11 protein-coding genes are annotated in these 11,906 nt (G+C 40.8%); 10 read left to right on the top strand and 1 reads right to left on the bottom strand.

Features of this window, described 5'->3' with window-relative positions:
- Nucleotides 1-19 precede the first annotated feature (19 nt).
- The 9 genes from ACIFUW_RS13565 (at nucleotide 20) to msrA (ending at nucleotide 9,304) form a co-directional block, all read left to right on the top strand.
- Entirely contained in the window at nucleotides 20-889 is an 870-nt protein-coding gene (locus tag ACIFUW_RS13565) for a carbohydrate ABC transporter permease (RefSeq protein WP_002288134.1), read from the top strand.
- Nucleotides 886-1,722: a carbohydrate ABC transporter permease gene (locus ACIFUW_RS13560; protein ID WP_169040313.1), complete on the top strand. Its 837-nt coding sequence runs from the start codon at nucleotides 886-888 to the stop codon at nucleotides 1,720-1,722. The genes ACIFUW_RS13565 and ACIFUW_RS13560 overlap by 4 nt, the downstream gene beginning before the upstream one ends.
- 25 nt (nucleotides 1,723-1,747) lie before the next feature.
- Nucleotides 1,748-2,815 (top strand): zinc-dependent alcohol dehydrogenase, encoded by a 1,068-nt coding sequence (locus ACIFUW_RS13555; protein WP_002288131.1) that lies wholly within the window; start codon nucleotides 1,748-1,750, stop codon nucleotides 2,813-2,815.
- Nucleotides 2,812-3,639 carry a sugar phosphate isomerase/epimerase family protein gene (locus tag ACIFUW_RS13550; protein WP_002288129.1) on the top strand — a complete coding sequence of 276 codons (828 nt, stop codon included), beginning with the start codon at nucleotides 2,812-2,814 and terminating at the stop codon, nucleotides 3,637-3,639. Before ACIFUW_RS13555 ends, ACIFUW_RS13550 begins: the two co-directional genes overlap by 4 nt.
- Nucleotides 3,640-3,683: 44 nt before the next feature.
- Nucleotides 3,684-4,709 (top strand): Gfo/Idh/MocA family protein, encoded by a 1,026-nt coding sequence (locus ACIFUW_RS13545; protein ID WP_002288127.1) that lies wholly within the window; start codon nucleotides 3,684-3,686, stop codon nucleotides 4,707-4,709.
- Nucleotides 4,706-6,889 carry a glycoside hydrolase family 65 protein gene (locus ACIFUW_RS13540; protein WP_002288124.1) on the top strand — a complete coding sequence of 728 codons (2,184 nt, stop codon included), beginning with the start codon at nucleotides 4,706-4,708 and terminating at the stop codon, nucleotides 6,887-6,889. The genes ACIFUW_RS13545 and ACIFUW_RS13540 overlap by 4 nt, the downstream gene beginning before the upstream one ends.
- Nucleotides 6,889-8,019: a glycerate kinase gene (locus ACIFUW_RS13535; protein ID WP_002288122.1), complete on the top strand. Its 1,131-nt coding sequence runs from the start codon at nucleotides 6,889-6,891 to the stop codon at nucleotides 8,017-8,019. The genes ACIFUW_RS13540 and ACIFUW_RS13535 overlap by 1 nt, the downstream gene beginning before the upstream one ends.
- Nucleotides 8,016-8,693: a beta-phosphoglucomutase gene (gene pgmB / locus ACIFUW_RS13530; protein ID WP_002288121.1), complete on the top strand. Its 678-nt coding sequence runs from the start codon at nucleotides 8,016-8,018 to the stop codon at nucleotides 8,691-8,693. Before ACIFUW_RS13535 ends, pgmB begins: the two co-directional genes overlap by 4 nt.
- A gap of 83 nt (nucleotides 8,694-8,776) precedes the next feature.
- Complete coding sequence (msrA, locus tag ACIFUW_RS13525) at nucleotides 8,777-9,304, top strand: peptide-methionine (S)-S-oxide reductase MsrA (protein WP_002288119.1); 528 nt, start codon at nucleotides 8,777-8,779, stop codon at nucleotides 9,302-9,304.
- 200 nt (nucleotides 9,305-9,504) lie between these two features.
- Here msrA and ACIFUW_RS13520 read toward each other — a convergent pair whose 3' ends face one another.
- The gene (locus tag ACIFUW_RS13520) at nucleotides 9,505-10,191 is read right to left on the bottom strand and encodes a prepilin peptidase (protein ID WP_002288144.1); all 687 of its coding nucleotides are present in this window, start codon (nucleotides 10,189-10,191) and stop codon (nucleotides 9,505-9,507) included.
- Nucleotides 10,192-10,270: 79 nt separating this feature from the next.
- Here ACIFUW_RS13520 and ACIFUW_RS13515 point away from each other — a divergent pair, with 79 nt between their 5' ends.
- Entirely contained in the window at nucleotides 10,271-11,809 is a 1,539-nt protein-coding gene (locus ACIFUW_RS13515; RefSeq protein WP_002288118.1) for a gluconokinase, read from the top strand.
- The last annotated feature ends 97 nt before the right edge of the window (nucleotides 11,810-11,906 follow it).

Here is an 11,906-nt window from a genome sequence, read left to right as displayed (position 1 = left end):
TTATCAGGGGGAGGTTTCAATGAATCGTCCAAGGAAACATTCTGACTTAAAATTAGCCATGGGACTTTTAGCACCAAGCATGCTTTTATTAGCTGTTTTAGTGCTGATTCCAATGCTTTCCAATATTCAGATCAGTTTTTTCGATATGCCGCTGAATCCTAACTCAGACGCCGTTTTTATCGGATTAAGCAATTATCTTGAAATTTTAAGTGATAGTGAATTTTATCGTTCTTTAGGTTTAACAGTTGCTTACACATTCTTAGTTGTAGCAGGCAGTACAGCTTTAGGATTAGCCGTAGCTATTTTGCTTAACCGCAAGTTCAGATTTAGGAAAACGGTGCGTTCACTGATTTTATTAAGTTATGTTACGCCATCTATTTCTTTGATTTTTGCTTGGAAATATATGTTCAATAATAGTTATGGAATCGTCAATGATCTGTTAGTAGATAGGTTGCAGCTTTTCAACGAAGCACCGCTGTGGTTCGACCAGCCAGTTGCTAGCTTCTTTATGGTCGTTTTGTTTGCTATCTGGAGATACTATCCGTATGCGTTTATTTCATTTTTGGCTATTTTGCAAACAGTCGACAAAACGCTTTATGAAGCAGCTGAAATGGACGGTGCAAATGCTTGGCAGAAGTTCAAGATCGTGACACTGCCGGCAATCAAACCAGTACTAGCAACTGTGATTGTTTTACGATCTATCTGGATGTTCTATATGTTTACAGATGTCTATCTACTGACGAATAAAGTCAATATCTTAGGCGTTTATTTGTATCAGACAGCCTTTGCGTTCAATGATCTTGGAAAAGCAGCAGCTATATCGATTCTATTGTTCATCATTATTGCAGCGGTCGTCTTGCTCTCACGAAAGAAGGTGGACTTGAAATGAAAAATAAAAAGAGCAGGAAAATCTTATTTTACGCGACGATTTTGTTGCTATTAGCTGTCAATTTGTTTCCATTTTTGATCATGCTGATGACATCATTCAAGGATTCACAAGAAGCAATTGCAACGACACAAACTATTTTTCCGAAAGAATGGACTTTTGAACATTATCAGGATATTTTCAATGCTGAGATTTTTCCATTCATCATGTATTTCAAAAATAGTTTAGTGATCTCCTTGATAGCCTCCGTAACTGCAGTAGTGATTGGGATCAGCGGGGCATACGCTTTGTCAAAACTACGCTTCAAAGTTCGCTCGAAAATCAATGCTAGCTTTTACACCGTTTATATGTTTTCCGGTATTTTGATCGTTGTTCCATTATTTAAAATCATTTCCGGTCTAGGTTTGTATGATACCAATACAGCACTGATTATCACGATGGTCGTTCAAACACTTCCTACTGCGATATTCATGCTAAAAAGTTATTTTGACACGATTCCGACTGATATTGAAGAAGCAGCAATGATCGATGGTCTTAGCCGGATCCAGATCATTATTCGGATCATTATACCATTGGCTATTTCTGGAATCATTTCTGTCTTCGTTTATTGCTTTATGGTTTCGTGGAATGATTATTTATTTGCTTCGATTTTCCTGTCGACCTCCGAAAAATTTACTTTACCAATCGGTTTGAACACATTATTCAGTACACCAGACTACATTTGGGGACGAATGATGGCCGCTTCATTGGTGACCGCTTTACCAGTCATCATTATGTATGCGTTATCTGAACGATTTATTAAAGGTGATTTAGTCGAAGGCGGCGTAAAAGGATAAAAAGAAAAGAAAGAGGAAAGAAAAGATGAAAAAATTAGTTGCATTAGAACCAAGAATAGCCGGATTCAAAGATTACGAAGACCGTGAGATCGAAAAGAACGAAGTACGTATCCGAGTAATTTTCGCTACTCCAAAACCAGGAACAGAAATTGTCGACTTTAGAGGATTAAGTCCATTTATCGATGAAGAATTTTCAGAAGAATGGCGCCTATTCTTGCCAAGAGAAGAAGGAAGCCAACGCGGTGTGGTATTTGGCGAATTTCAATTAGGAAATATGATTGTCGGTACGATCGAAGAAACGGGCAGTTTGGTGACAGAGTATCAAAAAGGAGAGTTAGTCTGCACTTATGGACCCATTCGTGAAACGCTGATTACAAACGGTGTTGATAATTATAAACTACGTAAACTTGATCGGTTGGATCAATGGAAAAATGCAGTATGTTACGATCCTGCTCAATTCGCTTTAGGTGGTATCCGGGAAGCACATGTTCGAGCAGGTGATGCTGTAGCAATCTTCGGTTTAGGCGCTATCGGGCAAATTGCGATTCAATTAGCTAAAAAAGCAGGTGCTACTACCATCGTTGGGATCGATCCCATAGCGCAGCGTAGAGAATTAGCAGAAAAATACGGTGCCGATTACACGCTAGATCCTATGAAAGCAGATGTCGGTTTTCGTCTAAAGGAATTGACAGATAAACGTGGAGTAGATTCAGTTATTGAAACGAGTGGCAGTGCTGCCGCATTACAAGCTTCTTTAAGAGGGATCGGCTATGGCGGGATCATTTCTTATGTTGCCTTTGCTAAACCTTTTCCAGCTGGGTTTAATCTTGGTCGCGAAGCACATTTCAATAATGCAAAAATCGTCTTTGCTCGAGCATCTAGTGAACCAAACCCAGATTACCCAAGATGGAACCGTAAACGAATCGAGGACACATGTTGGGAATTATTGATGAACGGTTACTTGGATTGTGAAGAAATCATTGATCCAGTTGTGCCATTTGCAGAAAGCGCAGAAGCTTACATGCGTTATGTAGACCAGCACCCAGAAGAAAGTATCAAAATGGGCGTTCAAGTCCGAGGAGGAGAACAATGAAATTCGGTACGCAAGATCAAGCATTTTTCCCAAGAGACATTTTAGAAAAATTTAGATTTATCAAAGACTGTGGATTTGAAGAATACGAAATCGACGGTAAGTTGTTAATAGAAAATATCGACACAGTCAAACAGGCAATCAAAGAAACAGGGATCCCAGTAGTGACAGCTTGTAACGGCTACGATGGGTGGATCGGTGACTTTATCGAAGAACGGCGTCTTAATGGTGTACGTCAAATTGCTGAGATTTTGCGTGCACTAAGCGAGGTTGGAGGCAAAGGAATCGTTATCCCAGCAGCTTGGGGAATGTTCACTTATCGATTACCGCCGATGGTTTCACCCCGAAGCAAAGAAGGAGACTATAAAGCAGTCAGCGAATCACTTCGTTATTTAGATAAAGTAGCCGAAGAAACAGGTACGGTTATTTATTTGGAGCCTTTGAACCGATACCAAGACCATATGATCAATTTGTTAGCGGATGCGCGTCATTACATTGACTCTAATCAATTGAAACATGTGCAGATCATCGCTGATTTTTATCATATGAATATTGAAGAAGATGATATTTCAAAAGCATTGACTACGCAAAAAGAGTATGTGGGTCATATCCATTTAGCAGATAATCATCGCTACCAACCAGGATCTGGCGCAATTGATTTTACTCGCCATTTTCAAACGCTACTTCAAAATGAGTATGAAGGTTATATGGTATATGAATGTCGTTTGCGAGGAGAAAATGAAGTGAAAATTTATCAGGAATCATTGCAATACTTGAAAAACTGTCTGGAAACAGCGCGTCATTTAAATGATTTAGAGAAAGAATAGAGAAAGAATAACAATAAGTAAATAAGCAAAGGAGGGAGAAATAAATGAAGAAAGTAGCAATCATAGGCGCTGGACAAGTAGCAGAAAAAGTACATGCTGCTTATTATCAAAAAAGATCAGATGTCTTAGAATTGGCCGCTGTGGTTGATCCAGTCAGCCAGCGAGCAGAAGACTTTTGCCGACGTACAGGATTTTCTCATGCGTATACATCAGTTACACAAATGCTGAATGAGATTTCTCCCGATATCGTGAGTGTCTGTACACCCAATCGCTTTCACTTCGAACATGTATTGGCTGCCCTCGAAGCTAATGCTTCAGTGATGTGCGAGAAACCACCAGCTATGACAGCTGATCAAGCAAGAAAGATGGCAGAGACAGCCGATAAAAACGGGCAGATTTTGGCTTATGGATTCCAGCATCGTTTTTCTGACGAAGCAACAATGATCAAGAATCATCTTGATGTTCTCGGGGATATTTATTACGTAGAAGCGAATGCGCTTCGTCGGTCTGGTGTTCCAGGCTGGGGAACGTTTATCGACAAAGAACTTCAAGGAGGCGGGCCTTTGATCGATTATGGCATTCACATGCTTGATACAGCGATGTATATTACTGGATTTCCTAAAGTAAAAAGCGTTCGGGCGTACAGCTTCCAAAAAATTGGTACGAAAAAAAATTCAGGGAAATTCGGGAAATGGGATCCAAGCAAATTCACAGTAGAAGATGCAATTTTTGGCACACTGGAATTAGAAAACGGCAAGATCATCCAACTGAATACTTCGTTTGCTTTGAATATCAGAGAAGACAAACTGAATGTGGCTTTTTGTGGCGATCAGGCAGGTGCTAATCTGTATCCAGGCGAACTATTCGAAGATGTAGATGGAAAGCTGGTTTCCTTACAAAAGACCACGCCAGTTAATGACCCACATGAACTAAGTATGGCTCATTTTGTGAATCGGGCGCTCGGTGACCAGACTCAGATGATTGCAGATGGCTGGCAAGGATATGTCATCCAGAATCTGGTGGAAAATTTATATCGTTCGGCAGAAACAGGAGAAGTTATTACCTTATGAAAGTAGAAGAAAAACAGTTTGATTTAGAGTATATCAATAAGTATGCGAGTCAGATGACCATTGGAAATGGATTTTTTGGTATCAGAGGAAGCCAGGAGGAAGACTATCGGAATCAAGTAAGGGGAATGTTTGCAGCTGGTGTATATAACCGACCTTTAGGAGCAGAATCAGCCGAGTTAGTGAATCTCCCAGATGTCATCAGATGGGAAATAAAAATCGACGGTGAACATTTTTCTCTTGAGACGATGAAAGTTCTTGCATACGAGCGGGCACTAGATTTAGAAATGGGAGAGCTTAAACGCTATGCGCTCATTGAAACTGCTCAAGGAAAAAAAGTGGAAGTCATTACTTGTCGTGTTGCTGATCAAAATAATCTCCATCAGGCAGCCCTGAAAGTGGTCATCAAGCCGTTGACCGAAGACTGCCAAGTAGATGTGAAAACGGGTATCGATGGACAGCAAACCAATTTTGGTACACAGCAGTTGGTTGAAAAAGAACTGCGAGTATTTGGTGACGATTTGATCAGTGCATCCTACCAGACAACAGAAAGTAAAATTGATATTGGGATTGCAGCTAAATTCAATAAAGCAGGTGTATTCCAAGCAAAAAATCGCCGGATCACCGCTTCCTTTTCAGAAAAGATCAGAAAAAATACGTCCTTTACGCTGGAGAAGATCATCGTGCTCTCTACCTCTCTTCAGCAAACAGACCCGTTTAAGAAAAGTATTGCCCAAGCCCAGAAAAGCGTTAGTTATACAGAAATTTTAGAGCAGTCGATGTCTTATTGGACAGATTTTTGGCATCAGCATCGGATAACGATCCAAGGCGATTCTTCTTTCGATCAGTTAGCGATGGACTTCGCTGCTTACCATTTACAGATTATGACTCCCCGCAATGATCCAAGTGTTAGTGTAGGGGCGAAGGGACTAACTGGCGAAGGTTATAAAGGGCATGTTTTCTGGGATACGGAAATTTTTATCCTGCCTTTCTTTTTATATCAGTTTCCTGAAGTAGCAAAGAATTTGCTGCTGTACCGTTATGATCGATTAGAAGGCGCACGGCAAAAAGCAAGAGATTATCACTATCAAGGTGCACTTTTCCCATGGGAAAGCGCACACACTGGTCAGGAAGAGACACCCAAATTTGCTGCATTGAATATCAAAACCGGAACAAGACAAGAAGTTGCTTCAGCTGCCGCAGAACATCATATCAGTGCAGACCTTGCTTATGCCGTTCAAGAGTATGTCCAAGCAACAGAGGATCAATCGTTTTTAGAAACAAAGGGAAAAACGCTCATTCATGAAACAGCAGCTTTTTGGCTGAGCAGAGCTGTAAAAGTCGATGATCATTTAGAGATACACAGAGTCATTGGTCCAGATGAATACACAGAATATATCGACAATAATGCATATACGAACTATCTGGCGCATTATAATGTGGCCTTAGCTGTTAAATATCAAGCTGGCGATCCGCTTTTTTTGAAAGAATGTCAAAATTTTTTAGATAAGTTATATTTGCCAGTGCCTAACAAAGAACAGCTGATTCCGCAAGATGACACGTATCTCAGTAAGCCAGTTATTGATTTGACCACTTACAAAGAACGTCCTGGCAGCCAGTCTATTTTACTTGATTATGCCCGTAGCGAAGTAAATGAACTCCAAGTCAGCAAGCAAGCAGATCTTGTCATGCTGTTATACTTATTACCTGAGTATTTTTCTCAACCAATCGTTTCTAAGAATTTGCATTACTATGAAAACAAAACAATCCACGACTCATCGTTGAGTAAAGCGATTCACGCCATAGAGGCTTGCCGTATCCAAGAAATGGAATGGGCGTATCATTTATTCCAAGAAGCGTGCCTGATTGATTTAGGACCAGATCCGCATTCATCAGATGACGGAATTCATGCTGCTTCATTAGGAGCACTATGGCTAGCAGTTATATTTGGTTTTTCAGGTATTACAGTAACGAATGGAACTCTTTCTATTTCTCCAAGACTTCCTTCAGCATGGGAAAAAATTTCTTTTCCTTTTATTTGGAAAAATCACAGGTTGCTATTTGTTTTGACAAAAAAACAAATAGTAATAAAAAAAGAGACGAAAGAAACATTACCTATTTTTGTCAATGGAGACCAATACCAGCTGGAAAAAGAACTGATCTTGGAACGGAGGGGAAAATAATGCGTATTCTGATTGCGCCAGATTCTTTCAAAGAAAGTCTGACAGCCTTAGAGGCAGCACAAGCCATTCAATCAGGTTTTCAAGAAGTTTTTGTTCAGGCTGAATATGATCTGCTACCTATAGGCGATGGAGGAGAAGGAACGGTTTCATCATTAGCAGACAGTTTAAGGTTGAAGCGGCAAACAGCAGTCGTTACTAATGCATTTGGCAAAAACAAAGAAATCCAGTACGCTTCAGACGGTCAAACTGCGATTTTTGAAATGGCAGAAATCGTCGGATTGAAAGATGTCCCACTAAACCAACAACAGCCACTTAGGTTATCCACGCGAGGAGTAGGAGAACTGATACGACAATTGTTGCAACAAGGTGTTCGACACATCATCATCGGCGTTGGCGGAAGTAGTACCAACGATGGCGGCATCGGCATGGCAGAAGGTCTAGGTTATGCTTTTTACGATCAAGATAATCAAAAAGTAGAAGCACTGGGAGAAAATCTAGGTAAAATTGCTACAGTTGATAAAACGAACGTGCCTATTGAGCTGATTAAAGCCAAAATCACTGTCATTACTGATGTTACTAATCTTTTATGCGGAAAAGAAGGCGCTTCTTTTGTTTTCGGACCACAAAAAGGCTTGAAAGAAAATGAATTAGCAGTGGCTGACCAAGCCATGCATGATTTTTATATGAGATTTGCCCCTCAAGTAATCGAGGCATCGGGCAGTAGTGCTGGTGGTGGAATGGGTGCAGGACTGTTAGCATTTGCTTCAGGGAAAATAGTCTCTGGCATCGACTACGTATTGGATTTACTGGAGTTCGATAAACGGGTACAGCAAGCAGACCTCGTAATCGTAGGCGAAGGACGTCTAGATGGACAAAGTCTAAAAGGAAAAGCGCCAGTTGGGATTGCTAGAAGAGTACCAGAGGGCGTTCCTGTGATAGCTATTTGCGGAAGTGTTGGTAAAGGAAGCGAAAAAGCAGCAGATGTTGGCATTTCGGCCGTTTTTCCGATCCTTCCTGCAGCTGTGCCTTTACAAGAAGCTTTACAGCAAGCCACTGATAATCTTCATCGCACAGCTAAAAACATCGCATCTTTACTTCAAGTCGTTCATTTTCAAGGAGGTAATCGATGAAAATCAAAGCAGCACTATTCGATTTAGATGGCGTTCTTGTAGACACAGCTCGTTATCATTACGAAGCGTGGCTGGTTTTAGCTAACCAGCTGTCCATTCCATTCACTGAGAAAGAAAACGAGCAACTGAAAGGAATATCCAGAACCGAGTCACTAGAGCGATTGCTGTCATTTGGAAAAATGGAACAGAAATTCTCAGAAAAAGAGAAATCAGCCTTTGCTGAGCAAAAAAACAATCTATATCTTCAAGCGATTCAAAAAATGGATGAAACATCCGTTTTGCCTGGTGCAATAGCTGTTCTTGAGTACTTGAAAAAAACAAACATCAAGATCGGATTGGGATCAGCAAGCAAAAATGCACGCCTCATTTTAGAAAAAACGAATTTGACAAGTTATTTTGATGTCCTTATTGACGGCACGCAAGTATCAAAAGCAAAACCTGATCCAGAAGTTTTTCTCAAAGGAGCACAGCAATTGAATGTACCGCCAAATGCATGCTTGGTCATTGAAGATTCAGAAGCTGGTTGTCAAGCAGCTTTGGCTGGTAACATGCATGTATTGGGAATAGGTGAAAACATAAATCTTCCTTCTGCTGAATATGTGATTCCTGATTTAACCGTTTTTGATCAAGTACGTTCGTTTTGGCATTTATCAGAAGCCGTATCACGTATATAATAGTTTCCGTTTTTTCTGTCACAAGCAAAACGTTATCCTCCTTTTGGAAATCAAGGTATGATGAGAAAAAAGGGGGATTTTATATGACAAAAAAAGCAGTTTTCGCAGGCGGATGCTTTTGGTGTATGGTCAAACCATTTGAAGAGCAGCCAGGGATCATTTCTGTGACATCCGGTTATACTGGCGGGCATGTACCAAATCCAACTTATGAACAAGTAACAACAGGCACAACAGGGCATACAGAAGCAGTAGAGATCGAATATGATCCAGAAGTTATTTCTTATGATCAGTTGGTGGAAATCTATTGGCAGCAAACCGATCCGACTGACGCATTAGGACAGTTCGCTGATCGCGGTGATTCTTATCGTCCAGTGATCTACTATAATGATGAAGAAGAACGAAATATTGCAGAGCGTTCAAAACAAGCATTGCAAGACAGCGGGCGATTCGATAAGCCAATCGTGACAAAAATCGAACCAAGAAGCGAATTTTATCCTGCAGAAGATTACCATCAGGATTATTACAAGAAAAACAAGCTCCATTACAATCTTTATCGAGAAGGTTCTGGACGTGCAGGTTTCCTTCGTCGACATTGGGGCGTCAAGAAATAAGAAGCCGAAAAAGCTACTTATGGAACACCGTATATCAGAGGTTGTAAAACCAGCATTTTGAGCTAATACTGAGGGTCAGCTGATTGAACACCATTTAGTGGAGAGGTTGTGAACCTGTCGCCTAGCTCCAAGTCACAAGGATTTGGTAAGAGAACACTATATATCAGAGGTTGTGACAAGTCGTTTGTCACAACCTTTTTTCAATACCTAAGATGAAGGACAATCAGCAACGCACTGCTCAAAAAAGGAATGAAAGGCAGCTTTTCCAACTTTTTTTTATGACAGATAAAGTAAACAGAAAAAACGGATATTCCAAACAGACTAGCAAGAAACAAGATCTGAAGCAACTCTTCTAGAGACAAGCCACCACTCCAAGAAAGCATCAACAGAGTATCGCCAGCTCCGAGATAGGATTGACCATAGCGAAGGCACACACCGCCTACGATAAACGTTAACAGCACACTTTGCCATTGGAAGACGCCGGCCTGCAACCAAAAAATCCATAAAATTGCCCAAGAACAGAATAGCGTGTGAGAATGGACCATGAAGTAAAATAAATCCATCAACGAAAATAGCAAAGCCGAAAGCATCCATATGAACGTCGAAAAATTTCTTGCGGAAGAAAAAGTAAAGAACCAGGCAAAAAGACCACCACATAAGGCTTCTGCCAACAAATAGTAGAAGGGCAACCGACACCTGCAATAGCGGCAGCGAAATCGTTGGACGATGATCGAGAGAATCGGAATCAATTCATACCAAGAAAGCGAACGACAGCATTTGACACAATGAGATCTAGGATAAATAATAGAGTGACCTAACGGAATCCGCTGGGCGGTTAAACATAAAAATGATCCGATACAGCAACCAATGATAAAATAAAGTAACACGCCATCTCCCCCTTTTCAAAACCAAGATACGCAAGCTTAAACTAAATTTTTGTACATACATAAAATTTGAGGTGAAAAAATGAACGTTTCAATCGGATTAGATATCGGAACCACACAAACCAAAGCAGTTGCTTTCACAGATGAAGCCCAAGAAGCAGCATCCGCTTATTTTCGCTACCCTTTGATCCAAGAAACACAAGGGATGGCAGAACAAGATCAGGAATTGATCTTTCAAGGTGTCTGCACCGTTATAAAAGAAGTAATTAAACAGTTGCCTTCAGACACAATCATTCAATTTGTCTCCTTCTCCTCTGCGATGCATGGCCTGATATTGTTGGATGAAGAGAAAACACCGTTATCTCGAATGATCACTTGGGCAGATAACCGAGCAGCGGACGAAGCAGAAAAACTGAAATATACCGTGCTTGGCAAAGAATTTTATCGGCAGACTGGGACGCCGATTCATCCAATGACACCATTGAACAAAATCAAGTGGCTGCAAAACAGCCAACCTGAATTATTCAAAAAAACTGCTTATTTTGTCGGTATCAAAGACTATATCTTTTATAGATTGTTTGGCGAACTGATCAGCGACTACGGAACAGCTTCAGGAACTGGATATTTTGATATCCATGAATTCCAATGGGCAGAAGAAGTGCTTGACTACTTGAACATTCGAATAGAGCAATTGCCGCAAGTCTTTCCTTCCACCTATCAAGTAACAGGTCTACCATCAAAAACAGCAGCAGAACTAGGTTTGCCAAATGATATATCATTTGTTTTGGGAGGGGCAGACGGGCCGCTTTCTAATCTAGGGTTAGGTGCTTTTGGTGATACGATCGCCGCTTTGACCGTAGGAACGAGCGGAGCACTTCGTTTTATTACTACTCAGCCTCAGTTCCATCCAGAAATGGAGACGTTTTGTTATGTTCTGGATCAGAAACATTGGGTAGTGGGAGGAGCGACTAGCAATGGTGCTGGCATCTTTGATTGGGCAGGGCATACATTTTTACAGGAAGTCGTTCAATCTGCTAAAGAAAAAGGAGAAAATCCATATGATGCACTGCTTTCGGCTATCGCTTTTGTGCCAGCGGGTGCCAATGGTCTGATTTTTCATCCCTATTTACTTGGTGAGCGAGCACCGCTTTGGGACGCAGATGCGTTTGGCAGTTTTATCGGTTTACAGCGGCAACATACAGAAAAAGAAATGATGAAGGCGATTCTAGAAGGGATCTGTCTCAACCTTTATCGGATTTTAAAAGGAGTTTGCCAGGAAAATCAGCTCACAGAGATCCGTGCTACAGGCGGGTTTGCTCAATCTCCGATTTTTCGTCAGATGATGGCTGATGTACTGGGTTACCCGCTTGTTTTCCCTACTGTCACAGAAGCATCCGCATTAGGAGCTGTGATTTTAGGCTGGAGAAGCATCGGAAAGATCCAAAGTATCAGTGAAGCACAGGAATTGATAGAATTGAAAGAGCAAGTTGGAGTACAAGAAACTGATCATAAAAAATATCAGAAAATCTATCCATTATTTGTTTCGACACAAAAGCATTTAGCACAGACTTATCAGCAATTTGCTCAACTGCGAGAAGAATTAGCTGATTCTGAAAAATGATTGGCTTTACGGATAAAAAAGCGAACTGAAAATCGTTCTCAGGTAAATGATTTTGTTGTACTTTTCATTGAAAGTCTACTATTATTTTAAGTGTAAG

Source organism: Enterococcus sp. PLH-Efm8 (assembly GCF_053011625.1).
Note: the sequence above shows the minus strand (reverse complement) of the source record. Positions and strands in the feature narration are given on the sequence as shown.

What these genes read in the sequence shown, in the direction of transcription:
- ACIFUW_RS13565 (WP_002288134.1), top strand. Translation starts at nt 20, where the DNA reads ATGAATCGTCCAAGGAAACATTCTGACTTAAAATTAGCCATGGGACTT.
- ACIFUW_RS13560 (WP_169040313.1), top strand. Translation starts at nt 886, where the DNA reads ATGAAAAATAAAAAGAGCAGGAAAATCTTATTTTACGCGACGATTTTG.
- ACIFUW_RS13555 (WP_002288131.1), top strand. Translation starts at nt 1,748, where the DNA reads ATGAAAAAATTAGTTGCATTAGAACCAAGAATAGCCGGATTCAAAGAT.
- ACIFUW_RS13550 (WP_002288129.1), top strand. Translation starts at nt 2,812, where the DNA reads ATGAAATTCGGTACGCAAGATCAAGCATTTTTCCCAAGAGACATTTTA.
- ACIFUW_RS13545 (WP_002288127.1), top strand. Translation starts at nt 3,684, where the DNA reads ATGAAGAAAGTAGCAATCATAGGCGCTGGACAAGTAGCAGAAAAAGTA.
- ACIFUW_RS13540 (WP_002288124.1), top strand. Translation starts at nt 4,706, where the DNA reads ATGAAAGTAGAAGAAAAACAGTTTGATTTAGAGTATATCAATAAGTAT.
- ACIFUW_RS13535 (WP_002288122.1), top strand. Translation starts at nt 6,889, where the DNA reads ATGCGTATTCTGATTGCGCCAGATTCTTTCAAAGAAAGTCTGACAGCC.
- pgmB (WP_002288121.1), top strand. Translation starts at nt 8,016, where the DNA reads ATGAAAATCAAAGCAGCACTATTCGATTTAGATGGCGTTCTTGTAGAC.
- msrA (WP_002288119.1), top strand. Translation starts at nt 8,777, where the DNA reads ATGACAAAAAAAGCAGTTTTCGCAGGCGGATGCTTTTGGTGTATGGTC.
- ACIFUW_RS13515 (WP_002288118.1), top strand. Translation starts at nt 10,271, where the DNA reads ATGAACGTTTCAATCGGATTAGATATCGGAACCACACAAACCAAAGCA.